The sequence below is a fragment of the Phreatobacter sp. genome, from assembly GCF_027532945.1.
In the GTDB taxonomy this organism is placed as follows: Bacteria; Pseudomonadota; Alphaproteobacteria; order Rhizobiales; family Phreatobacteraceae; genus Phreatobacter.
The window spans coordinates 103,053-124,788 of sequence record NZ_JAPZTZ010000003.1; the positions used below are offsets into that span (position 1 = coordinate 103,053).

The 21,736-nt window shown below is 68.0% G+C and carries 24 protein-coding genes and 1 tRNA gene; 12 read left to right on the forward strand and 13 right to left on the reverse strand.

The features are described 5' to 3' along the window. From O9344_RS01585 to O9344_RS01595, 3 genes are all read right to left on the reverse strand, one after another. On the reverse strand, positions 1-270 hold the full coding sequence (locus tag O9344_RS01585; protein ID WP_298471994.1) for a BrnA antitoxin family protein: 270 nt from the start codon (positions 268-270) through the stop codon (positions 1-3). Between the two features lie 74 nt (positions 271-344). After that, on the reverse strand, positions 345-557 hold the full coding sequence (locus O9344_RS01590) for a BrnT family toxin (protein ID WP_298471996.1): 213 nt from the start codon (positions 555-557) through the stop codon (positions 345-347). Positions 558-624: 67 nt separating this feature from the next. After that, entirely contained in the window at positions 625-1,053 is a 429-nt protein-coding gene (locus O9344_RS01595; RefSeq protein ID WP_298471998.1) for a VOC family protein, read from the reverse strand. A 138-nt stretch (positions 1,054-1,191) separates the two neighbouring features. On the opposite strand from O9344_RS01595, the gene O9344_RS01600 reads away from it, so the two are divergent. The 6 genes from O9344_RS01600 (at position 1,192) to cimA (ending at position 6,413) form a co-directional block, all read left to right on the forward strand. Continuing rightward, positions 1,192-1,701, forward strand: coding sequence for a CreA family protein (locus O9344_RS01600; protein WP_298472000.1), 510 nt, complete (start codon positions 1,192-1,194; stop codon positions 1,699-1,701). A gap of 107 nt (positions 1,702-1,808) precedes the next feature. Next, the gene (locus O9344_RS01605) at positions 1,809-2,261 is read left to right on the forward strand and encodes a hypothetical protein (RefSeq protein WP_298472002.1); all 453 of its coding nucleotides are present in this window, start codon (positions 1,809-1,811) and stop codon (positions 2,259-2,261) included. A 103-nt stretch (positions 2,262-2,364) separates the two neighbouring features. Beyond that, positions 2,365-2,760, forward strand: a complete 396-nt coding sequence (locus O9344_RS01610; RefSeq protein ID WP_298472003.1) for a phospholipid-binding protein — start codon at positions 2,365-2,367, stop codon at positions 2,758-2,760. A gap of 184 nt (positions 2,761-2,944) precedes the next feature. Further along, positions 2,945-4,330: a cysteine--tRNA ligase gene (cysS, locus tag O9344_RS01615; protein WP_298472005.1), complete on the forward strand. Its 1,386-nt coding sequence runs from the start codon at positions 2,945-2,947 to the stop codon at positions 4,328-4,330. Continuing rightward, a complete protein-coding gene (locus O9344_RS01620; RefSeq protein WP_298472008.1) occupies positions 4,327-4,803 on the forward strand; it encodes a GFA family protein in 477 nt (158 codons plus the stop codon). Before cysS ends, O9344_RS01620 begins: the two co-directional genes overlap by 4 nt. Further along, positions 4,800-6,413, forward strand: a complete 1,614-nt coding sequence (cimA, locus tag O9344_RS01625; RefSeq protein WP_298472010.1) for a citramalate synthase — start codon at positions 4,800-4,802, stop codon at positions 6,411-6,413. Before O9344_RS01620 ends, cimA begins: the two co-directional genes overlap by 4 nt. 4 nt (positions 6,414-6,417) lie before the next feature. Here cimA and O9344_RS01630 read toward each other — a convergent pair whose 3' ends face one another. The 3 genes from O9344_RS01630 to O9344_RS01640 are packed head-to-tail and all read right to left on the reverse strand — an operon-like array spanning position 6,418 to position 7,595. Beyond that, positions 6,418-6,705 (reverse strand): type II toxin-antitoxin system RelE/ParE family toxin, encoded by a 288-nt coding sequence (locus tag O9344_RS01630; protein WP_298472012.1) that lies wholly within the window; start codon positions 6,703-6,705, stop codon positions 6,418-6,420. Continuing rightward, positions 6,702-6,944, reverse strand: coding sequence for a type II toxin-antitoxin system ParD family antitoxin (locus tag O9344_RS01635; RefSeq protein WP_298472014.1), 243 nt, complete (start codon positions 6,942-6,944; stop codon positions 6,702-6,704). Before O9344_RS01635 ends, O9344_RS01630 begins: the two co-directional genes overlap by 4 nt. A gap of 39 nt (positions 6,945-6,983) precedes the next feature. Then, a complete protein-coding gene (locus O9344_RS01640) occupies positions 6,984-7,595 on the reverse strand; it encodes a TIGR00730 family Rossman fold protein (RefSeq protein WP_298472016.1) in 612 nt (203 codons plus the stop codon). Positions 7,596-7,861: 266 nt separating this feature from the next. Here O9344_RS01640 and O9344_RS01645 point away from each other — a divergent pair, with 266 nt between their 5' ends. Together O9344_RS01645 and O9344_RS01650 are read left to right on the forward strand one after the other, a co-directional pair. After that, on the forward strand, positions 7,862-9,754 hold the full coding sequence (locus O9344_RS01645) for an ABC transporter ATP-binding protein/permease (RefSeq protein WP_298472417.1): 1,893 nt from the start codon (positions 7,862-7,864) through the stop codon (positions 9,752-9,754). Positions 9,755-9,762: 8 nt separating this feature from the next. After that, entirely contained in the window at positions 9,763-10,497 is a 735-nt protein-coding gene (locus tag O9344_RS01650) for a hypothetical protein (RefSeq protein ID WP_298472018.1), read from the forward strand. A gap of 14 nt (positions 10,498-10,511) precedes the next feature. On the opposite strand, the gene O9344_RS01655 is transcribed toward O9344_RS01650, so the two are convergent. The 4 genes from O9344_RS01655 to O9344_RS01670 all read right to left on the reverse strand — a co-directional run bounded on the left by O9344_RS01655 (position 10,512) and on the right by O9344_RS01670 (position 14,231). Next, on the reverse strand, positions 10,512-10,715 hold the full coding sequence (locus O9344_RS01655) for a DUF2783 domain-containing protein (RefSeq protein WP_298472020.1): 204 nt from the start codon (positions 10,713-10,715) through the stop codon (positions 10,512-10,514). Positions 10,716-10,862: 147 nt separating this feature from the next. Further along, complete coding sequence (locus O9344_RS01660) at positions 10,863-12,461, reverse strand: FAD-dependent oxidoreductase (RefSeq protein ID WP_298472420.1); 1,599 nt, start codon at positions 12,459-12,461, stop codon at positions 10,863-10,865. A 79-nt stretch (positions 12,462-12,540) separates the two neighbouring features. Continuing rightward, positions 12,541-12,855: a hypothetical protein gene (locus tag O9344_RS01665; RefSeq protein ID WP_298472023.1), complete on the reverse strand. Its 315-nt coding sequence runs from the start codon at positions 12,853-12,855 to the stop codon at positions 12,541-12,543. Between the two features lie 23 nt (positions 12,856-12,878). Then, positions 12,879-14,231 carry a DUF2865 domain-containing protein gene (locus tag O9344_RS01670; RefSeq protein ID WP_298472025.1) on the reverse strand — a complete coding sequence of 451 codons (1,353 nt, stop codon included), beginning with the start codon at positions 14,229-14,231 and terminating at the stop codon, positions 12,879-12,881. 218 nt (positions 14,232-14,449) lie between these two features. Here O9344_RS01670 and O9344_RS01675 point away from each other — a divergent pair, with 218 nt between their 5' ends. The 3 genes from O9344_RS01675 to O9344_RS01685 all read left to right on the forward strand — a co-directional run bounded on the left by O9344_RS01675 (position 14,450) and on the right by O9344_RS01685 (position 17,111). Then, positions 14,450-15,781, forward strand: coding sequence for an aspartate aminotransferase family protein (locus tag O9344_RS01675; protein ID WP_298472027.1), 1,332 nt, complete (start codon positions 14,450-14,452; stop codon positions 15,779-15,781). 225 nt (positions 15,782-16,006) lie between these two features. Beyond that, positions 16,007-16,081, forward strand: a tRNA-Val gene (locus O9344_RS01680). A gap of 277 nt (positions 16,082-16,358) precedes the next feature. Further along, positions 16,359-17,111, forward strand: a complete 753-nt coding sequence (locus tag O9344_RS01685; protein WP_298472029.1) for a GGDEF domain-containing protein — start codon at positions 16,359-16,361, stop codon at positions 17,109-17,111. 15 nt (positions 17,112-17,126) lie between these two features. On the opposite strand, the gene O9344_RS01690 is transcribed toward O9344_RS01685, so the two are convergent. The 3 genes from O9344_RS01690 to O9344_RS01700 form a co-directional block, all read right to left on the reverse strand. Continuing rightward, a complete protein-coding gene (locus O9344_RS01690) occupies positions 17,127-17,330 on the reverse strand; it encodes a ribbon-helix-helix domain-containing protein (protein ID WP_298472031.1) in 204 nt (67 codons plus the stop codon). 173 nt (positions 17,331-17,503) lie between these two features. Further along, a complete protein-coding gene (locus tag O9344_RS01695) occupies positions 17,504-19,261 on the reverse strand; it encodes a methyl-accepting chemotaxis protein (RefSeq protein WP_298472033.1) in 1,758 nt (585 codons plus the stop codon). A gap of 112 nt (positions 19,262-19,373) precedes the next feature. After that, positions 19,374-20,045, reverse strand: a complete 672-nt coding sequence (locus tag O9344_RS01700) for an HAD-IA family hydrolase (protein WP_298472035.1) — start codon at positions 20,043-20,045, stop codon at positions 19,374-19,376. A gap of 148 nt (positions 20,046-20,193) precedes the next feature. Between O9344_RS01700 and O9344_RS01705 the strand changes: the two genes are divergently transcribed. Beyond that, the gene (locus O9344_RS01705; protein WP_298472037.1) at positions 20,194-21,666 is read left to right on the forward strand and encodes an NAD-dependent succinate-semialdehyde dehydrogenase; all 1,473 of its coding nucleotides are present in this window, start codon (positions 20,194-20,196) and stop codon (positions 21,664-21,666) included. Positions 21,667-21,736: the final 70 nt, after the last annotated feature.

Below are 21,736 nucleotides of genomic sequence, written 5' to 3' on the forward strand. Positions count from 1 at the left end.
TCAGCCCGCGTCCCGCTTGAGCGGGGCGGGACGCGCAGCAATGGCGCGTTCCAGCGTCAGCCTGATGTAGCGCTGATACGGGATGCCCTCCTGGCGCGCGGCAGTCCGCACCGCATCAAGAAGCGCCTCCGGCATCCGCATGCTCACGGTCTTCTCCTTCGGCGCGAATTCGAAGGAGGTTGGCTTGAGCCGTTCGGCGACGATGAACTCGGAGAGGTCGCCCCGCTCCAGAAACGCTTCGGCCTCTTCGTCAGTCGGGAAGGCGGGCAACTTGCTGCTCATAGCGCCTCAATTCCTTGGCGTGCATGTAGCGGGCGCTAATCGGCCTCAGAAGAGTCCGGCCGTCACGCTCGCGGATCGTGAAGGCGACGAAGGCATAGCGCCGTCGCATTGCGTCCGATGGCGATGCTGCGGGTCTCGGTCCCGGAATGCCGTTCGTCCGGCAGGATGAGGGTGACCGGTCCCGACAGAATCTCTTCGATTTCCTGGGGCGAAAGACCATGCTTGCGGCATTTCGCAAGATTGCCCTCGTCCCAGTCGAAGCCGTCGATCTGCATGGACGATCATGGCATTTGTCATGACATTCGGCAAGACAACGCTCAAGCTGTCACGGGCGGAGCCGCCTCAGAACGTCACCAGCACCGATGGCGCGCTGCGCACGTGCGCGCCGTGGAACACCGCCTCGATGTTGTTGCCGTCGGGATCGAGCAGGAAGGCCGCATAGTAGCCGGGATGATAGGGACGCGGGCCCGGCGGGCCGTTATCGCGCCCGCCGGCCGCCAGGCCCGCCGCATGGAAGCCCTCGACCATGGCGGCGTCCTTCGCCTGGAAGGCGAGATGGTGACGGCCGGTGAGCTCGCCGAGCGCGGCGGGGCTGCTGGCTGAGGAAATGAACAGCTCGTCGGCCCAGAAATAGGTCTCCTCCTCGCCGCCGATGGGAATGCCGAGCACCGCGAACAGGGCGCCGTAGAAGCGGCGGGAGGCCGCAAGGTCGCGGACCACGAGTTGCACGTGATCGATCAGGCGGCCGCGATGGATCTCGTTCACGTCCATGGGAGGTCTCCGGTCAGTGCTGCCGCGCAGGGAACCAACGGGCGGGGCCGGCGTTCCCGACGGTCCTGCACTCTGCGTCATCGCCTTGCCAAACCATGGCGGCAGCGTTGCTATGGCCGCCATCCAGGAGCCTGTCCCATGCGCCGTATCCTCGCCGCCGCCCTCGCCGCCCTCCTTGCCGTGCCGGCGATCCCTGCCTTCGCGCAGTCGCCGGAGCTGATCTTCCGGCGCTCGACGGTGTTCCGGCTGCTCTCGCCCAATGACAAGCTCGCGACCTATGGCATCGACGATCCCGAGGTGGAGGGCGTGGCCTGCCATTTCACCGTGCCGGAAAAGGGCGGCTGGGCCGGCGCCTTCGGCTTTGCCGAGCAGCTCTCCGAGGTCTCTCTCGCCTGCCGGCAGATCGGCCCCATCCGCATCACCGGCCGCTCGAGCCAGGGCGACGTGGTGTTCCGCGAGGGCCGCTCCTTCTTCTTCAAGCGTGTTCAGATCGTCCGCGGCTGCGACGCGCGGCGCAACGTGCTGGTCTACATGATCTACTCGGACAAGCTGATCGACGGCTCGCCGCAGAACTCCACCTCCACCGTGCCGATCATGCCCTGGGGCCAGCAGACCGAGGTGGTGCGCTGCGGGGATTTCATTTCCTGACCGACAGCCGAGCGTTTCCTGCGTTTCCGTAAGGGCATTCCCCGCGACGTCACGCTGAAAGACGGCCTTGGCATCTCTCCGGCCCACACACCGCCCCGGAGATCACCATGTTCCGCCGCCTTTCTGCCCTGACAGCCCTCGCCTTCCTGTCGCTCGCCCCCGCCCATGCCACCGGTGGCATCTCCTGCGAGGCAGAGGACCGCTCGGCCAAGTTCACCATCGGCAGCCCGATCAGCCGCTCGGCCGGCGGCGCGTTCCACCAGTTCGAGGGCGAACTCGAACTCAAGGTCCGAGGCATCGCGGAGGACTTTCGCAAGCTGACGTTCGCGAAGGAGCATCTCACCCAGAGCTGGTTCGATGCCCGGGATCTGCGGATGCGCGTCTACCACGAGCGGTCCGGCGAACCTCATGGCACGGTCGAGCTCACCATCGAGGCGCGTGGCAACCCGGACGCCGAAACCTGGCGCGGCCGTTACACGATCAGCATCGGCGAGACGGTGAACGGCGAATTCCGCACGCGGCAGGTCAATGGCCGGGTTTCCTGTTCTGTCGAAGGCTGAGGCGGCAACCCTCCAGAACCCCTGCCGCGCAAGGCGAATGACTTTATTTTGTTACCTAGGGTTGCTAGCGTCATTGAATTGAACACGCGCTGATGAGCTTCCCATGAGCATTCGCCGCTTGCTTGCCATCGCACTCTTCGCGCCCCTCGCATCGCTGGCGACGGTCGCCCCAGCGGCGGCCTTCTCGATCAACGTCAGTTGGTCCGGCACCGCGAAATGCTTCGACAGCCAGAGCCCCGCCATATCGCTCTCGTCCGTGCCCCAGGGCACGGCACGGATCCGGTTCGTCATGAACGATCTCGACGCTCCGAACTTCAATCATGGCGGTGGCACTGTGACCTTCTCGGGCCAGCGGCAACTGGCCAAGGGTGCCTCCTCCTATCGCGGCCCGTGTCCCCCAAACGGACAAACCCATCGTTACCGCTGGACTGCCGAGGCGCTCGGTGCGGATGGGAACACGCTTGCTCGGGCCCAGCAGGTCGTGCCGTTCCGGCAGTGACCCGCCCTTGACGGCTGCCGCTCCTTCTGCGCTATCTCTGCGCTCATGAACGGTTTCGCGACCATTTGCGGGATTATTTGCGGCTGAGCGTCTTCGCTGGCCGGTCGCCGTTCTTTGCCATCATCCTCAAGCGCAAAAGATCACCGACACGGCCCGCGGCGGATGCCCCTGCGCGGAGGCGGCTATGGCGATCAGGCTCTACAACACGCTGACGCGGTCGAAGGACGAGTTCCGTCCGATCGATCCGAAGAACGTCCGCATGTATGTCTGCGGGCCGACGGTCTATGACGACGCCCATATCGGCAATGCCCGGCCGGTGATCGTCTTCGACCTGTTGTTCCGGCTGCTGCGCCACGCCTATGGCGAGGCCCATGTCACCTATGCCCGGAACATCACGGACCTCGATGACAAGATCAACAAGCGCGCCTTCGAGCGCGGCGTCACCATCCGCGAGCTGACGGAGGGCACGGCCGCGCGCTTCCACGCGGCGATTGATGCCGTCGGCGCGCTGCGGCCGACGGTCGAGCCGCGTGCCACCGAGCATATCGAGGAGATGAAGGCGCTCTGCGAGAAGCTGGTCGCAGCCGGCCACGCCTATGTGGCGGAGGACCATGTGCTGTTCTCGGTGCCCTCCATGCCGGGCTATGGCGGCCTGTCGAAACGGCCGCTGGACGACATGATCGCCGGCGCGCGGGTGGATGTCGCCCCCTACAAGCGCTCCGAGATGGATTTCGTGCTGTGGAAGCCATCGCGCGAGGCGCATGAGCCGGGCTGGCCAAGCCCCTGCGGCATCGCTCAAGCCGGGCGGCCGGGCTGGCACATCGAGTGCTCGGCCATGAGCTGGCGCCATCTCGGCGAGACCTTCGACATTCATGGCGGCGGCATCGACCTCGTCTTCCCCCACCACGAGAACGAGGTGGCGCAGACGACCTGCGCCTTCGGCCATCAGGTCATGGCCAATGTCTGGATGCACAACGGCTTCCTGCAGGTCGAGGGCGAGAAGATGTCCAAGAGCCTGGGGAATTTCGTGACGATCCAGGAGTTGCTCGACGGCTGGCAGGGCAAGGCCTGGCCGGGCGAGGTGCTGCGCCTGACGATGCTGAAGACCCACTATCGCCAGCCGATCGACTGGACCGTGCGGGCCATGGAGGAGAGCTGGAAGACGCTGGAGGGCTGGTATCGCGCTGTTCAGAGCGTCACCGCTGCGGCGGTTCCGGAGGGCGTGCTCGAGGCGCTTGGCGACGATCTCAACACCGCCAAGGCTATCGCCGAGCTGCATGCCCTCGACAAGCGCGGCGACTATGCCGGGCTCAAGGCGGCGCTTCTCCTGATGGGCTTCGACGACAGCCGTCTTGGCGAGCTGAAGGCCGAAACCGACGCCGAGGCGGATATGAAGGACACGGCGCGGATCGACGACCTCATCGCCGCCCGCCTCGCCGCCCGCAAGGCGAAGAACTTCGCCGAGAGCGACCGCATCCGCGACGAACTCGCCGGCATGGGCATCCAGCTCAAGGACGGCAAGGATCCGGCGACCGGCGAGCTGGTGACGACCTGGGAGGTGATGCGATGACCGCGCGCTTCACCGGCGGCTGCCAGTGCGGTGCCGTGCGCTTTGCCTGCGAGAGCGTGGGCCGCGCCTCGCTCTGCCATTGCCGCATGTGCCAGAAGGCGTTTGGCAGCTATTTCGCCCCGCTGGCCGGGGCGGAGGGCCTCACCTGGACCCGCGGCACGCCAAAGCATTTCCAGAGTTCCAGCGTCGTGCGTCGCGGCTTTTGCGGCGATTGCGGCACGCCGCTGACCTATGAACACGCCCACGGCGTCGAGCTGGCGCTCGGCGCCTTCGATGATCCGGCCGCCCTCCCCCCGGTCATCCAGATGGGGCTGGAGGCGCGCATGCCCTTCTTCGCCGACCTGTTCGGTCTGCGCACCCGCTCGCCGCAGGAAGACGCGCAGGTCGCCGGATTCTATGCCTCCGTCGTCTCCTTCCAGCATCCGGACCACGACACGGACGGCTGGCCGATGCAGGACCGCAGCACCCGATGAGCGCCCCCCTCCCCGACAGCCGCGAGCGGCTGCATCTCTTCGACACGACGCTGCGCGACGGCGCGCAGACGACGGGCGTCGATTTCAGCCTCGAGGACAAGCTGAAGATCGCGGCGCTGCTGGACGATCTCGGCATCGACTATGTCGAGGGCGGCTATCCCGGCGCAAATCCGACCGACACTGCGCTTTTCGCCAAGCGGCGCCCGCTCAAGGCGCGGTTCACCGCCTTCGGCATGACCAAGCGCGCCGGCCGCTCGGCGGCGAACGATCCCGGCGTCGCCGCCCTGCTGGACGCCGAAGCCGATGCCATCTGCTTCGTCGCCAAGGCCTGGGACTACCATGTCCATGTGGCGCTCGGCTGTACGCTGGATGAGAACATCGAGGGCATCTCGGACTCGGTCCAGGCGGCGCGGGCCCGCGGCCGCGAGGTGCTGGTCGATTGCGAGCATTTCTTCGATGGCTACAAGGCCAATCCGGACTATGCGCTCGCCTGCGCCCGCACGGCCTTCAAGAGCGGCGCGCGCTGGGTGGTGCTCTGCGACACCAATGGCGGCACGCTGCCTGAGGAGATCGAGGCCATCGTCACGGCGGTGACCGCGGTGGTGCCGGGCGTCAATCTCGGCATCCACGCCCATAACGACACCGAACAGGCCGTGGCCAACACGCTCGCCGCGGTCAGGGCCGGCTGCCGGCAGATCCAGGGCACGCTGAACGGTCTTGGCGAGCGCTGCGGCAACGCCAACCTCACCTCGCTCATCCCGACCCTGCTGCTGAAGCAGCCTTACGCCGAGCGCTTTGCCATCGGCGTCACCGCAGAGAAGCTCCGCAACCTCACCAAGATCTCGCGCCAGCTCGACGAACTGATCAACCGGCCGCCGAACCGCCATGCGCCTTACGTCGGCGCGGCGGCCTTCGCCACCAAGGCGGGCATCCATGCCTCGGCCGTGCTGAAGGAGCCGGAGACCTACGAGCATGTGCCGCCGGAGACGGTCGGCAATCGTCGCCACGTCCTCGTCTCGGAACAGGCCGGCAAGTCCAACGTGCTGGCGGAGCTGGAGCGCGTCGGCCTGACGGTGGCCAAGGACGATCCGCGCATCGCCCGCATCCTCGACGAGGTGAAGGAGCGCGAGAGCCTCGGCTATGCCTATGAGGGGGCGGATGCCTCCTTCTTCCTCCTCGCCAAGCGGGTCATGGGAGAGGTGCCGGCCTTCTTCGCTGTGGAGCGGTTCAAGGTAAATGTCGAGCGCCGCTACAACGCTGCCGGCGACCTCGTGACCTTCTCGGAGGCCACGGTGAAGGTGAAGGTCGGGGACGAGTTGCTGATCTCGGCGGCCGAAGGCAACGGCCCGGTCAACGCGCTCGACGCCGCCCTGCGCAAGGATCTCGGCAAGTACCAGCGCTTCATCGAGGACCTGGAACTGGTCGACTTCCGCGTCCGCATCCTCAACGGCGGCACCGGGGCGGTGACGCGCGTGCTCATCGAGAGCCGCGACCGCGCCGGCGAGACCTGGACGACGGTGGGCGTCTCCGCGAACATCATCGACGCGAGCTTCCAGGCGCTGACGGATTCCATCACCTACAAGCTGGTGAAGGAGGGCGCGGGGGTGTGAGGTGCTACAGGTTGCCCTCGACGTCCATGCGCTGATGGAGAATGCGGATCACGACCAACGTTTCGGGCTTCAGCCGGTAGACCACGATATGGGACCCTGCCGACAGGATGCGTAGGCCCGGTCCAACGGCCTCGGCGGATCGCCCCAGTTCGGGAAAGCGCAGCAGGCGCTCGATGGCCGCCTGCAGCATGCGCAGATAGGCCACCGCTCGGTCGGTGCCCCAGCTGTCGGCGGAGTAATCGAAGATGTCGGAGAGGTCCTGCTCGGCCGCGGGGGTAAGCGCCAGCCTCATCCGCGTCCTGCCAGCTTTCGACCGAGAAACGCGTCGAAATCGAAGGCGCGCGGCTCTCCACTGGCCTCGCCTTCGGCGACTGCCGCCCGCAACGCGGCAAGCCTCGCCTCGTGATCCTCGAGCAGTCGTAACCCCGCCCTGACGACCTCGCTGGCAGAGCCATAGCGCCCCTCTGCCACCCGCTGGTCGATGAAGCTGGTGAAATGCTCGCCGAGGCTAAAGGAGGTGTTCTTGGCCATGGAGGAACGATACCAAAAACTGGTATCGGCCTCAACGCTTCACATCTTCTCGATGACCACCGGGTCGTGCTCGGCGCCGAGCGCCTCCTGCGGCAGGCTCGCCACCTGGCTCTGGATCGTCGGGATGATGTCGCGGACCTCGTCGACGATGGAATACTTCACCTGCAGCCCCGGGCGGATGAAGCCCTCCTCCTTCATGTGGTCGAGGAGGACACGTAAGGGGTCCCAGAAGCCGCCGATATTGGCGACCACCACGGGCTTGGCGTGGCGGCCGAGCTGCGCCCAGGTCAGCTGCTCCACCAGTTCCTCCAGCGTGCCGATGCCGCCAGGCAGCGCCACGAAGGCGTCGGCCTCGGTGAACATGCGCATCTTGCGGGTGTGCATGTCAGGCACCGTAACCACGTCGATGACGGCGTCGAGCGGCATTTCCTTGCGCTTCAGGAAGTCCGGGATGATGCCCAGCACCTTGCCGCCATGGTCGACCACCGACTTCGCCAGCGTACCCATGAGGCCGATGCCGCCGCCGCCATAGACGAGGCGGATATTCGCCTTGGCCATGGCGGCGCCGAGTTCGACCGCGGCCTTGCCATAGGCCTCGGCATGGCCGGAGCCGGAGCCGCAATAGACGCAGAGGGAACGGATGGTCGCCATGCAAGGCCTCCGGAGGCAGGCAGCCGCGGGTTTCGCGGCGCGATTCAGGTCTTCCCCGACCATAGACGCAGGCGAGGCCGAGGTCAGCCATGCATCATGGGCTGCGATGAAGGGGTTCTCGGGGACGATTTCCTGATTATATCGCTTCCAGGAAACATGCCTTCTCCAGAAGGCGCCGCCCCAAGGACCCTGCCATCGTGTCTCCGCCCCATGCACCGGCCGCCTCCGGCGCCGGCAAGCCCGTCTCGGCCGAGAGCGGCGCCTTGATGCGCACGATCGTCAACCTGTGGCCCTTCATCTGGCCGCATGACCGCGCTGACCTGCAGCGCCGCGTCGGCTGGGCCATGGTTCTGCTGGTGGTGGCGAAGGTCGTCACCATGGTGGTGCCCTTCACCTTCAAATGGGCCACCGACGCGCTGGCGGCGCCACAGACCGCCTCGACGGCATGGTGGGCGGGTGTCCTTGCCGCCCCGCTCGCCCTTACCCTCGCCTATGGCCTGTCGCGCATTCTCATGGCGGTCGTCACGCAGATGCGCGACGGCCTCTTCGCCAAGGTGTCGATGCACGCGGTGCGGCGCCTCGCGCTGCTCACCTTCGAGCACATGCACAAGCTGTCGCTGCGCTTCCACCTGGAGCGCAAGACTGGCGGCCTGACGCGTGTGCTGGAGCGCGGGCGCAACGCCATCGAGACCATCGTCAGGATGATCATCCTGCAGCTCATGCCGACGATCCTCGAACTGGCGATGATCGTCGGCGTCCTGTTGTGGATGTTCGACTGGCGCTATGTCGTGGTGATCCTCGTCACCGTCGCGGCCTATCTCGCCTTCACCTACTACGCCACGGAATGGCGCATCGCCATCCGCCGCGACATGAATGACAGCGACACCAATGCCAACGTCAAGGCGATCGACTCGCTCCTGAATTTCGAGACGGTGAAGTATTTCTCCGCCGAGGAACGCGAGAAGGCCCGCTACGACGTCTCGATGGCGAAATACGAGAAGGCCTCGACCAAGGCGCTCACCTCGCTCGCCGTGCTGAATGCCGGCCAGGCCGCGATCTTCACCGCCGGCATGACGGTCGCCATGGTGCTCTGCGCCATCGACATCGCCAAGGGCCGCAACACGGTCGGCGACTTCGTCATGATCAATGCCATGATGATCCAGCTCTACCAGCCGCTGAACTTCATGGGCATGGTCTATCGCGAGATCAAACAGGCGGTGACCGATATCGAGTCGATGTTCGCCATCCTCGGCCGCCCGCCGGAGATCGTCGACCGGCCCGCGGCACCGGACCTTGCCGTCGCCGGCGGCACGATCCGCTTCGAGGACGTGGTCTTCGCCTATGATCCGGCACGGCCGATCCTCAAGGGCGTCTCCTTCGAGGTGCCGGCCGGCAAGACGGTGGCGATCGTCGGCCCGTCGGGCGCCGGCAAATCGACGATCTCGCGGCTTCTGTTCCGTTTCTACGACGTCGGGGCGGGGCGCATCACCATCGACGGGCAGGACATCCGCGCGGTCACGCAGACCTCGGTGCGCCGGGCCATCGGCATGGTCCCGCAGGACACGGTCCTGTTCAACGACACGATCCGCTACAACATCCGCTACGGCCGCTGGGATGCCCCCGACGCAGAGGTGGAAGAGGCCGCGCGGCTTGCGCAGATCCACGACTTCATCCTGCGCAACCCGCAGGGCTATGAGACCGAAGTCGGCGAGCGCGGCCTCAAGCTCTCCGGCGGCGAGAAGCAGCGCGTCGCCATCGCCCGCGCCATGCTGAAATCCCCGCCGATCCTCGTGCTGGACGAGGCGACCTCCGCCCTCGACAGCCATACCGAGCGCGAGATCCAGGAGGCGCTCGACCGCATCGCCCGCGACCGCACGGCCATCGTCATCGCCCATCGGCTCTCGACCATCGTCAATGCCGACGAGATCATCGTGCTTGAGGACGGCAGGGTGGCCGAGCGCGGCACGCATGGGGAATTGCTTGCCAAGGGCGGCCTCTATGCCGGATTGTGGAACCGTCAGCGCGAGGCGGCCGAGGCTGAGGAGAAGATCGCCGGTCTTGAGCGCGGTGTTCCGGCCCGTTCGCAGGAAGCCGCCGCCGTTTCGCCCGATGCGCATGTTGCCCTGATCCCGAAGCCGCCAAGCCAGGCGGCGGAGTAGCCGACCCGATGGTCGAGACCCGAGAGCGCCCGCTGTCCCTGTCCTATCGCCGGCCCTCGGACCGCAGCGAGCGGCGGGTGCTGCAGGAGGTCCTGGATGACCTGCATCTCGACCCGCAATCGGACCTCGCGGAGGTCGGCTCGGGCTTCGGGCTTGGCCTCATCTCGCTGCTCTTCATCGGCCCGGTGGCGCTGCTTGTCGCCTGGCTGCTGCAGTTCGCCACCGGCGTCACCTTCGGGTCCGATCAGGCCTGGCTTGCCGCCGCCGCCCTCTGGCTCGCCGGCTGGAGCGGCATGAGCGCGGTGAAGGTGATGGCCCGGCGCGGGCGGGCTTCGGCGCTCCGGCGGGCGATCACGGCCGACATTGCCGAGGGCGATGTTCAGGAGGAAAGCTGGCGCTTCGTCGAGGCCATCGGCTTCCAGGAAGCGGAGAAGATGCCCCTTCTTTATATCGTCCAGGCCGACAACGGCCGGATCGTCGCCTTCGAGGAGACCCGCCTCACCGGCCGCGAGCGCCAGCCGGGCGAGGGCTTCACCTCCGCGGCCCCGGCGGACGCGGTGCTGGTGCGGGGCATCCGCTCGGGCGTCCTCATCAGCGAGAACTATTCGGGCCCGACCCTGCCGCTGGTGGACGTCCAGCCGCTCGCCCTTCCCCGCGAGGAGCGGCCGCTGCACGGCTCCGTGGTGGATCGCCCCTGGGCCTCGATGGGGCCCTGGCTATCGGGCCGCTCGACGGTGGCCTGAGGCCTGCCGGCTCACTACCCCTCCGCCATCGTCCGTCGCGCCAGGGCCACCGCCTCTGCCAGAACGGACGCATCGCCAAGGTGGTTCGCGAGGATCAGCACCAGGCGCGCGTTGAGGTCGGCGCTCTCGATCTCGTTCAGGGGGCGATGGGCCTCGGTGAGGATGCGCAGCGCGGCGTCGGGATCGGCGAAGCGATTGTCGGTGACGAGGCCGCTCATCGGCTGCTCCTCATGTGACGCGTGAGGCCGCTCTTCACACCCTGATTCAACGGGCAGCTCACAGGCCGATTCAAGGCGCCACTGAGAGGATGATTCAAGGTCTTCACACGATGATTCCGATTCAATCGGGTGGGCCAAGTCATTGACCTAGAGTCCTTTTGCACGTCGGATCGCATCTGCGATCTTGGCCTTGTCAGCCCGCCGCCAGCGGGCGGTCAGATGCCCGTCAGGGCGCAGCAGCAACCCGTTTCCCTCCCCGGCATCGAAGCGCGCGGCGAAGAGCCCCGCCTCGTCGAGGGCGTCCCGGCCGATGACAATGTGCTCGCAACCGGCCGGCGCGACGCCCGCCTCGCCCATGGTCAGCAGGGTGAAGCGGCCGGAGGCGAGTGCGGTCAGATAGGTCGGTCCATGGCCCGGCCGGTGGAGCGGCAGGTCCGGCACCGGGGCGCCGAGCCGGGCACTGCCGGCCCAGCCATCCTCGTCCGGCGTGGTCAGCGGCGTGTCATAGGTGGTGGGCACCGACAGACGCCCGGAATTGACGAGGCGGCGGGCGAAGGGCGCCTCCACCGCAAGGGCGAGGACCGCGTCGCGCAGGCGCCGCTCCCCGGCCGAGGGCGGCGCGATGAAGTCCGTGGCGCGGGTGGAGTTGAGGATGTTCTCGTCCGCCGCCGCACCGCGCTCAAGGTCGTAGGTTGCGATGAGCCCGGGACCGGCCTCGTCGGCGAGAGCCAGCGCCAGCTTCCAGGCGAGGTTCTCCGCATCCTGGATTCCGGAATTGGCGCCGCGCGCACCGAAGGGCGAGACCTGGTGGGCGGCATCGCCCGCGAAGATGACTCGCTCATGGACGAAGCGGGCGAGCCGCCGACACTGGAACGTGTAGACCGACACCCATTCGAGGCTGAAGGCGTCGTGGCCCAGCATCCGGCGGATGCGCGGCACAACATTCTCCGGCCGCTTCTCGACCTCGGCATCGGCGTCGCGCCCGAGTTGCAGGTCGATGCGCCAGACGTCGTCGGGCTGCTTGTGCAGCAGGGCCGATTGCCCACCATGGAAAGGCGGCTGGAACCAGAACCAGCGCTCGGTCGGAAAGTCCGCCGTCATCTTCACGTCGGCGATGAGGAAGCGGTCGTCGAAGACCTCGCCGGCGAAGTCGAGGCCGAGCATGGACCGCGTCGGCGAGCGCGAGCCGTCGCAGGCGACGAGCCAGTCAGCCTCCAGCCGATAGGGACCGTCCGGCGTTTCCACGGTCAGCCGCACATGGCCGGCACCAGGCTCCACCGCAGCGAGGCGGTTCGACCAGCGCAGGTCGATCAGGTCTGGGAAGTCGGCGGCGCGGGTGGCGAGCGCCGCCTCCACGTAGAATTGCTGGATGTTGATGAAGGCCGGCCGGCGGTGCCCTGCCTCGGGCAGAAGGTCGAAGTCGTAGAGCTCGCGTTCGCCGCGGAAGACGCGTCCGCGCTGCCAGGTAATGCCCTTGTCGACCAGCGGCTGACCGACGCCGAGGCGATCGAAGATTTCCAGCGTGCGCTTGGCGAAGCAGATGGCCCGGCTGCCCTCGCCGATCCGGTCGGAATCATCCAGCACGACCGAGGCCACACCGCGCGTCGCAAGGTCGATGGCAAGCGACAGACCGACCGGGCCTGCGCCGACAATCACCACGGCATGGCGAACGGGCGTCGCCGCGTCCTGGTCGGGATGGCGCCGGTAGGCAAAGCGCAGCGGCAGGTCTTCGAGCCTCGCCGACATCATGCCCCTCCCGATGGTTTCTTCTGCAACCGTTTCCCGGCAGTGTGGCGCAGGCGGGTGCGGCCCGTCCACTCCGCCGTCACGCGGCGGCGCGGACCACAGCGCCGGCGGTCTTGAAGAAGGCGCTCGCGGCGCGGAGGGCCGAGACGAGAACGATAACGGCGATGGCACATTCGAGGATGCGGCCCCGGCGCCACAGATGGGCATAGAAGGCGAGCGAGATGAACGGCCAGCGGGCGAGGTAGGGGGCAAGGCCCGGTCGCCAGGGCTGGGTCAGGACCAGGCGCTGCGGCATGGCGAGATCATCTGCGACCCAGCGCGGCCAGAAGGACAGGACCCAGCCGAAGGCGGCGACGAGCGCGAGCCAGACGAGGCCGTGGAGGAGGATATCCATGGGGGCGGGCTCCGGGGGGCGGGTCAGCCGCCGTTGGGCGCGGGGGCGGCGTCGGCGCGCGGCGCATAGACCGGCCCGATGACGCGAACGGGGCGGCGTTCCTCCGGCGCAGGCTCGGGCGCGGGAGCGGCGGCCGGTAAGGCCGGGTCGGAAATGACCGGACCCGGGGTCGTGGCGCCCCGGATGACGGGCGGCTCGGAATCCACCGGCTGGCGGATGGTGCCGTCGAGGCCGATGGTCGGGCGCGGCGCGCCGTCACGGCCGCGGCTACGGTCGATGCGGGCCTGGCGCTCGGCCTCGCGACGGGCGCGCTCGCTGGCGGCAGCCTCCTCGCGCGCGGCGGAGCGCTGCTCGGCCGGCATGGAGAGGATGCGGGCCTGTTCCGGCGAGACGACCTGATCGCCGGTGCGGAGCGTCGGATCGGGGCGGTTGGTGAAGGCCTCGGCCCAGGAGCCGTTGCGCGGGCGGCAGGTGCAGGCGGCGTCGAAGCGCTGGCGGAAGCGCAGGGCGTTGGGCAGCGCCGTATAGGGCTCGCCGTCCACCGAAACCGCGTTCTCGATCTGGTCGTCGCGCATCCGGTACAGCGCCGTCTCGGCGCCGGGGCACTGCATCTGGCACATCTCCTCCTGGCCGAGGCTCATGCCGGGGCGGGGCGAGGAGGTCATGGGGAAGAAGGCGCCGTCGCAGAGGCGCACGCAGACGGCGCGGTGGCCGACATTGCGCGGGCGGTCGTCGCCGTCGCCGGGGCGGAGTTGGTCTTCGGGAATGGCGGCGACATCGCCATAGGACGGGGGCGGGCGCGGATCGCTGCGGCCAAACAGATGCTCGATGAAGTTACCGAAGCCCGGCCGCTGGGGCTCGGCGCCCTCGCGATAGGCGGCCTGAGGGCGCCCCTCGGTGCGGTAGTCGCGATAGACCTCGCGGCCCGGCGCAGCGCCCAAACCGAAGAGCCCGGGACGCTGGGGCGCTGCCGCCTCGCGGGTACCGCCGCCGCGACAGCCATTGGCGTCAAAGGCGGCGAGGAGCTGCGCGCGTTGCTGGGCGCGCTGCGCCGTTTCCATGCCCCCTCCCCCCGCCTGCGCCTCCAACTGGGCGAGGTTCGCCTGCATCTGCCGGCGCCGGGCATCGAGCGCGGAGCACTGGGCGCTTGCAAAGAAGCCGCCGCAGCCGGCCGCCTGGTAGGTGCGGGTGGCGTTGGCGAGCTCGGCGCGCTGGCGCTGGGCCGCAACGGCATAGCGGCGGGCCGTGGCCCCGCCCGATGGCGAGGCGTCGAGTTGGGCGATGCGCGAGCGGATCTGGAGGCAGACCGACGATTGCGCCTCGGCCGGCTTCGACGGGACGAGCACCACCGCGGCCGCAATCGCGGCGAGCAGCATGGCCGCCGTGGCCTTCCGCGTCGTCCTCGCCTGCACGCATCCCCCTTGCAGTCTGGCGCCGCCCTTCGAGGGGCGGTCGCGATGAAGCGCACAAAACTATTGCGAATTCGTGGTCGAGACCAGAACGACGCAGCAGCAGGCCAGTTCCCCCGGCAAGCGCAATTGCCTGCGGCCCTGCCTTGCCGCCAAATGGGCCGGCTCGATCAGGGACCGGCGCCATGACCCACGTCTTCCACCGCAGCCTCGCCCATGATTATCCGGTGGCGGTATCGGGTCGCGGCGTCACGATCCGCGACAGCGCAGGCCGCGACTATATCGATGCCTCGGGCGGCGCCGCGGTCTCCTGCCTCGGCCATTCACACCCTGACGTGCTGGCGGCCATGCATGCCCAGCTCGACAGCCTCGCCTATGCCCATACCAGCTTCTTCACCACGGCCGTGGCGGAGGAACTGGCGCAGAGGCTGGTCGCGGACGCGCCGGCCGGCATCAGCCACGTCTATTTCCTCTCCGGCGGCTCCGAGGCCATCGAGACGGCGTTGAAGATGGCGCGGCAATATTTCGTCGAGATCGGCCAGCCGCAGCGCCGGCACATCATCGGCCGGCGGCAGAGCTACCACGGCAACACGCTCGGCGCGCTCGCGGTCGGCCACAATGCCGCAAGACGGATCCAGTATGCGCCGCTGCTGATCGAGGCCGCACATGTCTCGCCGGCCTATGACTATCGTGGCCGGGCGCCCGGCGAGACGCCTGAGGCCTATGGTCTCCGGCTCGCCGCCGAACTCGAGGACACGATCCAGCGGCTCGGGCCGGACAGCGTCATCGCCTTCATCGCCGAGACCGTCGGCGGTGCCACCTGCGGCGCCATCACCGCCCCGCCCGGCTATTTCCGCGCCGTCCGCGAGGTCTGCGACCGGCACGGCGTGCTCCTCATCCTCGATGAGGTCATGTGCGGCATGGGGCGGACCGGAACGCTGCATGCCTGCGAGCAGGAAGGCGTCGCGCCCGACCTGATGACCATCGCCAAGGGGCTGGGCGGCGGCTTTGCCCCGATCGGCGCCGTGATGGTGGCAGACAGGGTGTTCCAGGCCTTCGACCGCGGCTCGAAGCTGTTCCAGCACGGCCATACCTATCTTGGCCATCCGCTGGCCTGCGCGGCGGGTCTCGCGGTGCAGACGGTCATCAAGCGCGATGATCTCCTCGCCAATGTCCGTGCCCAGGGCGCCCATCTCGCCCGCCGCCTCGGCGAAGCCTTCGGCAATCACCACCATGTCGGTGACATCCGCGGGCGCGGCCTGTTCCAGGCCATCGAGATCGTCGCGGACCGCGGAACGAAGGAGCCTTTCGATCCGGCCCTGAAGTTGCATGCGCGGATCAAGGCGGAAGCCATGGCCCGCGGGCTCATGGTCTATCCGTCTGGTGGCACGGCGGACGGAACGCGGGGGGACCACGTGCTGATCGCGCCACCCTTCATCGTCGATGCCGGCACCATCGACGCCATCGTCGAACGGCTCGCAGAGGCCGTCGATGCGAGCCTGACGCGGCCGGGCTGACGTCCAGGAGAGACGGACAAGAAGATCACCACGCTCGCAGCCCTCGGGGGGCCCGCGTTCCTCGGCCTTGCCCGCGGCACCAACGCCCTGTGGAGCAAGGGCGGGCTGCGATATCCTTATCCCATCCGCTGATGCGGCGGGGCGCCGCGTGACGGCGTCGCCGACATTCTTGACACCGGTCGGGGGGAGCCGCTAGGAACGCGGCTCTTCGCCACTCGATGGCGCGGGCGCGTAGCTCAGCGGGAGAGCACTCCCTTCACACGGGAGGGGTCACAGGTTCAATCCCTGTCGCGCCCACCATTCCTCACCACCCCTTCTTGGCTTGTTTTGCGACCTTGCTATCGGTCGCAGTGGGCGATTCAGGCTCCACCGTGCCTCTCGCGTATCGCGAGTGCGGCGCCAAACTGTTGCGCGTGACCCGATCCATGGCGAGGTCGGTCGACGCACCTTACCTTAGGACATGCGCGACCGGTCCTGAGCCAGATGCTTCGCACGGTCTCCCGCCTGCTCCGATATCCCCCGGATCGCGGACAGGCAGGCCAGCCCGCGTCGCGCTTTTGGCCGGAGGGGGATAAGGGTGCCGCGCGCCGTCGTCTTGACCATTGCCGTCGCGAGTCTCGCATCGCTCGGCTCGGTCGCCATGACCTATGCGGTCTATCTGGTGATCGGCCTTAAGGAGCCTCGGGTCGCCTTCACCCTTGCCAGCCTCTGTCCCCTCATCATCGCGCCGCCGCTGGTCTACTGGGCCTTCCGCAAGAATGACCGGATTGCCGCGCTCAACCAGGCTCTCGCAGCCAGCAATGCTGAACTCGCGGTGGCGAAGCGGTCGCTCGAGGAGATGATGCGGCGGGACGGACTGACCGGGCTGCTCAACCGTACGGCCTTCTTCGCGGCCATGGACGAGGCTCTGAGTGCAGCCGGCGGATGCCTGCTGATGATCGACATCGACCATTTCAAGGCCATCAACGACGAGCATGGCCACGCGACCGGTGACGACGTCCTCGTGGTGGTTGGCCACGCCTTGGCCGCCGCCCTCCCCTCCGGCAGCGTCGCAGGACGGCTCGGCGGGGAGGAGTTCGGCGTCTTCCTGCCCGATATCGAGATTGGCGAGGCGCTGATCTACGCCGAGGCCCTGCGGCAAAGGCTCGGCGCCGATATCGGGAGCCGGGCCGGGCTCGGCCGCCCGGTCACGGTGAGCGTCGGGGCGGCTGCGGTGGCACGGCACGGAGACATCGCCATGCTCTACCGGACGTCGGATGCGGCGCTCTATCGCGCGAAGCGGGAGGGACGGAACCGGGTTGCCGGTGGGGGACAGATTCCGCCGTGTTGAGGATGGGCCGGGCCCTTACCCGTCATTCGCTGCGGCGGGCCAGCTGGCCGGCGGCTCCTGCGGGCCGCGCCAGGAGAGCATGAGGCCATTGCCGACGGCCCAGGCGCGCAGGGCCGCGACCATCGCATCGGTGCGGCTGGCGGCGGGCACCTCCTCCTCGATGAAGCGGTCGACCGCGGCGAGGAGGTCGGGGGGGATCTGCAGCTTGATCGTGGTCATGCGCGAATCCTCAGGGCGTCTCGGCAATCAGGCTTGGGACATTCGTCGGCTGCAGGATGCGCGCTCTCTCGTACAGGAAGAGTTAAGGCGCAAGATGGGTTCCTTTGGAAAAGCCGACGGACAGGCCGACGGGATCCGCGTGAACGAGCGCCTCGTCCCCCACCGCCAGCCGATCAGAGCTTGTAGGTCATCCTCAGCCCGCCCCAGTGCCGGCCGAAAACACGGATCGGCGCGTCGATCTCCTTCATGAAGACGGTGACGCCGTTGCCCATGTCGCGAGCATAGGACTGGACGAGATAGGGCCGGGCGTTACGCGCGGCTGAGAGCCCGGCGCGATCATCGAAGATGCGCTTGTTGCGGCAGTTGGCGGCGTTCCAGGCGGGGTCGTCGGGCCGCTGCGGGTGCGAATAGATGCGGTTGTGAACCGGCAGGTAGGCGTTGCGGTCGACGGCGGCGCAGAAGGCCATCTGCTTGTCGACGGCCAGCCATTTCTCCTGGATGGCGGGGAGGATGCCCTCCAGCACCTTCAGGTAGCGGGTGGAGAACTGCACGGGATTGGTGCCGGCGATCTGCACATAATCGTTGTCGAAGAGGTCATCGCGGCTCAGCCGTCGCGCCTCGATCGCCGCCTCGAAGGCGCGCGAGATCTCGGCGGCGGCCTCGACGACATGGTCGATGCGGGTGCGGTCCGCCTCGCGCAGCGCCGCGAGGCGGGCACTGACGGCGGCGGTGAACTCGGGCGCCGGGCGGACGAATTCGCAATGGCTGCCGAGGGCGGAGCGGCCGGCGATGCGGATGGCGGTTTCGCCGATGCCGGGGAGCCGCGCCGTGGCGGAGGCGCCGACGCCAAGGGCATCGATCTCTCCGGCGGCGAGCAGCATGCCGCCCTCCGAGAGGTCGCGCGTCTTGGTGCGGCAGGTCTTGCCGCCGGCCGAGACGGTGACGTCGGTGTCGATGGGCAGGCGGTCGTGACGGCTGCGGTCGCCGACCTCCGACTGGCGCAGGAAGATGGTGAAGCGCGAGCGCAGCTTCTCGGTGAGGAGCTTGGCCTGTTTGCCGGCGGCGTCGGCCTCGTTCGAGGTAAGTTCGGCTTCCGCCGCGGCCGTGTCGATGGCTCTCGCACCGGAGGCCACATGGCCGATGAAGGCGGCGCTGTCGCCGGCCGAGCGGGACAGTTCGCCGATGGTCTCGATCTGCCCGTCCACGGCGTCGACGACGCTGGCGAAGACCGGGCGGATCGCATCGACAGCGCCTGCGATCTGCTGCACAGCGGCGATGGAGGCCTGGGCGTCGGACTGGAGATGGGCAATGCGCCGGGCGATTTCGTCGGTGGCGCGCTGGGTCTCCATCGACAGGCTCTTCACCTCCGAAGCGACGACCGCGAAGCCCTTGCCGGCATCGCCCGCGCGAGCGGCCTCGATCGTGGCGTTGAGCGCGAGGAGATTGGTCTGGCGGGCGATCTTGGCGATCAGCGCCACGACCTGATCGATCTCGGCGGAGGAGGCGCGCAGGCCGTCGATGCTGAGCGAGGCGTGCCCGACGGCCTCGACGGCCTCGTCGGTGAAGCGGGTTGCCTCGCGCACGCGGCCGCCGATATCGCGCGCGCTCTGGCCAAACTCTTCCGTTGCAGCGGCGAGCTGGCGGGAATTGTCGGAGGCGCGGGCGGCAAGCCCGTCAAGGGCGCTGGAGCGCTCGCGAATGGCGGCCAGCGCACGGGTCGCGGCCTCGGTGCCGTCATGGACATGATCGGCGGAGGTGGCGACCTCGGCGATGAGCTTCACGAGATCGGATTCGACGAGGCCGATCGTGTCGCGGATCTGCGCGATCTCGCCCTTGAGACGGGCGATCTCCGCGTCACGCGGATCGGGTCCGGCCACATCAACGGTAGCCGCAAGGGTGTCGCGACGGCTGGCGGAGATCCCAAAAACCATGGGCGTGCTCATCCCCCCGGTGCCCGGGTGAATTCCCAGGTTCGATCTGGAGATCATGCGCTCAGATTGTAAACGGTCGCTTAAGCCTGTCGCATGCCGATACGGCAGCCAGCTAACGCGTCAGGAGATTCGCCACAGCCTCCGGCAGGCCGTCATAGTGATCGAGGATCACGCTGGGATTGAGCTCGGACAGCGGAATGGCCGTGTAGCCGCCGGAAAAGGCGACGACAGGAACGCCAGCCCCCTGGGCGGCGCGGATGTCGGTCTCGGAATCGCCGACCATGACGGCCCGCGCCGGGTCACCCCCGGCGGCGGCGATGGTGCGCAGGAGATGGGCGGGATCGGGCTTGCGAACGCCATATGTGTCGGCGCCGGCGATGACGGCGAAGCGGCGGCTCATGTCGAGCTCATCGAGGAGCTGGCGGGCCAGGCGCTCGACCTTGTTGGTGCAGACCGCCAGCACCATGCCCTCGGCGGCGAAGCGGTCGAGCGCGGTGATCAGGCCGGGATAGGGCCGGGTCTCCTGCGTCAGGCGCGTCTCATAGACAGCGATGTAGCGCTCGTAGACCGCCTCGATCTCCTCGCGGCTCTCGCCCCTGCCCTTCAGCCTCAGGGCCTTCTCGACCATCGGCTTGATGCCATGGCCGATGAGGGCGCGCGCCTCATCGAAGACGATCGGGTCGAGGCCCTCGCTCTCCAGCAGCCAGGACAGGGTGCCGATGAGGTCGGGGCAGCTGTCGACGAGGGTGCCGTCGAGGTCGAAGACGATGGTGGGGGCGGACATGCGCGGCTCCGTGGTGTCGCGGCAGGTCATGCCGAAAGGTGACGCGGATGTCATCCTCCGTGTGGCTGGCCTGCCCTTGGACGGGATGCGACACCGCTGCCCCGGTGCTAGAAAGCCACTCCCATACGAAAACCAACGGAGGCCGCCCATGAACGCCCCCCTGAAGACGACGCCCCTGCCGCTGAAGGACCCCTCGCTCCTCAAATCGCAGTGCTACGTCAACGGCGAATGGGTCGGCACCCCCGTCGATCCGGTCGTCAATCCTGCGACCGGCCAGACCATCGGCCATGTGCCGCGCTTCGGCGCCAAGGAGGCGGCCGAGGCCGTCGAGCATGCCGACAAGGCCTTCCGCCTCTGGTCGAAGAAGACCGCCAAGGAGCGCTCGAACCTCCTGCGCAAGTGGTTCGACCTGATGATCGCCAACACCGACGATCTCGGCCTCATCATGACCGCCGAGCAGGGCAAGCCACTGGCCGAGGCCAAGGGCGAGGTCGCCTATGCCGCCTCCTTCGTCGAGTTCTTCGCGGAAGAGGCCCGGCGGGTCTATGGCGACATCATCCCGCAGCACCGCCCGGACCACCGCATCCTCGTGCACAAGCAGCCGATCGGCGTCTGCGCCGCCATCACCCCGTGGAACTTCCCGGCGGCGATGATCACCCGCAAGTGCTCGCCGGCCATCGCGGTCGGCTGCACCATGGTGGTGAAGCCCGCCCCGGAGACGCCGCTCACCGCCCTGGCGCTGGCCGAGCTCGCGCACCGCGCCGGCATTCCTGCCGGTGTCATCAACATCATCACCGGTGACGCAGCGCCCATCGGCAAGACCTGGTGCGAGCATCCGACCGTGCGCTTCGTCGGCTTCACCGGCTCGACCCCGGTCGGCAAGCTCCTGATGGCGCAGGCCGCTTCCACGGTGAAGCGTGTCGGCCTCGAGCTCGGCGGCAACGCGCCCTTCATCGTCTTCGACGATGCCGATATCGACGCGGCGGTCGAGGGCGCCATGGTCTCGAAGTACCGGAACATGGGCCAGACCTGCGTCTGCGCCAACCGCATCTTCGTGCAGGAGGCCGTCCACGACGCCTTCGTCGCGAAATTCACCGCGCGGGTGAAAGCGCTGAAGGTCGGCAATGGCCTCGAGCCCGGCATCGACCAGGGCCCGCTGATCAAGCCGGCCGCCGTCGACAAGGTCGAAGCCCATGTGAAGGACGCGCTCTCCAAGGGCGCGAAGGTGGAGACCGGCGGCAAGCGCTCGGATCTCGGCCATACCTTCTTCGAGCCGACCGTCCTCTCGGGCGTCACGACGGACATGCTGGTGACGCGCGAGGAGACCTTCGGGCCGCTGGCGCCGATCTACCGGTTCAAGACCGAGGACGAGGCTGTCGCCCTCGCCAACGCCACCCAGTTCGGCCTCGCCAGCTATTTCTACGGCCGTGACATCGGCCGCATCTTCCGCGTCGCCGAGGCGCTGGAATACGGGATGGTCGGCATCAATACCGGCCTCGTCGGGACCGATGTCGCGCCCTTCGGCGGGGTGAAGGAATCCGGCCTCGGCCGCGAGGGCTCGCATTACGGCCTCGACGAGTTCATCGAGATCAAGCTGATGATGCTCGGCGGCATCCAGTGAGCTGAGGGCTCAGGGCTTCTCGAAGGGCGGCGTCGCAAGGCGCCGCCCTTGTCATTTGAGCCGGGGGGCC

What these genes read in the sequence shown, in the direction of transcription:
- O9344_RS01675 (WP_298472027.1), top strand. Translation starts at nt 14,450, where the DNA reads ATGACCCACGTCTTCCACCGCAGCCTCGCCCATGATTATCCGGTGGCG.
- O9344_RS01635 (WP_298472014.1), bottom strand. Translation starts at nt 6,944, where the DNA reads ATGGCCAAGAACACCTCCTTTAGCCTCGGCGAGCATTTCACCAGCTTC.
- O9344_RS01595 (WP_298471998.1), bottom strand. Translation starts at nt 1,053, where the DNA reads ATGGACGTGAACGAGATCCATCGCGGCCGCCTGATCGATCACGTGCAA.
- O9344_RS01700 (WP_298472035.1), bottom strand. Translation starts at nt 20,045, where the DNA reads ATGTCCGCCCCCACCATCGTCTTCGACCTCGACGGCACCCTCGTCGAC.
- O9344_RS01650 (WP_298472018.1), top strand. Translation starts at nt 9,763, where the DNA reads ATGGTCGAGACCCGAGAGCGCCCGCTGTCCCTGTCCTATCGCCGGCCC.
- O9344_RS01640 (WP_298472016.1), bottom strand. Translation starts at nt 7,595, where the DNA reads ATGGCGACCATCCGTTCCCTCTGCGTCTATTGCGGCTCCGGCTCCGGC.
- cimA (WP_298472010.1), top strand. Translation starts at nt 4,800, where the DNA reads ATGAGCGCCCCCCTCCCCGACAGCCGCGAGCGGCTGCATCTCTTCGAC.
- O9344_RS01620 (WP_298472008.1), top strand. Translation starts at nt 4,327, where the DNA reads ATGACCGCGCGCTTCACCGGCGGCTGCCAGTGCGGTGCCGTGCGCTTT.
- cysS (WP_298472005.1), top strand. Translation starts at nt 2,945, where the DNA reads ATGGCGATCAGGCTCTACAACACGCTGACGCGGTCGAAGGACGAGTTC.
- O9344_RS01660 (WP_298472420.1), bottom strand. Translation starts at nt 12,461, where the DNA reads ATGTCGGCGAGGCTCGAAGACCTGCCGCTGCGCTTTGCCTACCGGCGC.
- O9344_RS01695 (WP_298472033.1), bottom strand. Translation starts at nt 19,261, where the DNA reads ATGGTTTTTGGGATCTCCGCCAGCCGTCGCGACACCCTTGCGGCTACC.
- O9344_RS01600 (WP_298472000.1), top strand. Translation starts at nt 1,192, where the DNA reads ATGCGCCGTATCCTCGCCGCCGCCCTCGCCGCCCTCCTTGCCGTGCCG.
- O9344_RS01665 (WP_298472023.1), bottom strand. Translation starts at nt 12,855, where the DNA reads ATGGATATCCTCCTCCACGGCCTCGTCTGGCTCGCGCTCGTCGCCGCC.
- O9344_RS01610 (WP_298472003.1), top strand. Translation starts at nt 2,365, where the DNA reads ATGAGCATTCGCCGCTTGCTTGCCATCGCACTCTTCGCGCCCCTCGCA.
- O9344_RS01705 (WP_298472037.1), top strand. Translation starts at nt 20,194, where the DNA reads ATGAACGCCCCCCTGAAGACGACGCCCCTGCCGCTGAAGGACCCCTCG.
- O9344_RS01630 (WP_298472012.1), bottom strand. Translation starts at nt 6,705, where the DNA reads ATGAGGCTGGCGCTTACCCCCGCGGCCGAGCAGGACCTCTCCGACATC.
- O9344_RS01590 (WP_298471996.1), bottom strand. Translation starts at nt 557, where the DNA reads ATGCAGATCGACGGCTTCGACTGGGACGAGGGCAATCTTGCGAAATGC.
- O9344_RS01690 (WP_298472031.1), bottom strand. Translation starts at nt 17,330, where the DNA reads ATGACCACGATCAAGCTGCAGATCCCCCCCGACCTCCTCGCCGCGGTC.
- O9344_RS01670 (WP_298472025.1), bottom strand. Translation starts at nt 14,231, where the DNA reads ATGCTGCTCGCCGCGATTGCGGCCGCGGTGGTGCTCGTCCCGTCGAAG.
- O9344_RS01645 (WP_298472417.1), top strand. Translation starts at nt 7,862, where the DNA reads ATGCGCACGATCGTCAACCTGTGGCCCTTCATCTGGCCGCATGACCGC.
- O9344_RS01605 (WP_298472002.1), top strand. Translation starts at nt 1,809, where the DNA reads ATGTTCCGCCGCCTTTCTGCCCTGACAGCCCTCGCCTTCCTGTCGCTC.
- O9344_RS01655 (WP_298472020.1), bottom strand. Translation starts at nt 10,715, where the DNA reads ATGAGCGGCCTCGTCACCGACAATCGCTTCGCCGATCCCGACGCCGCG.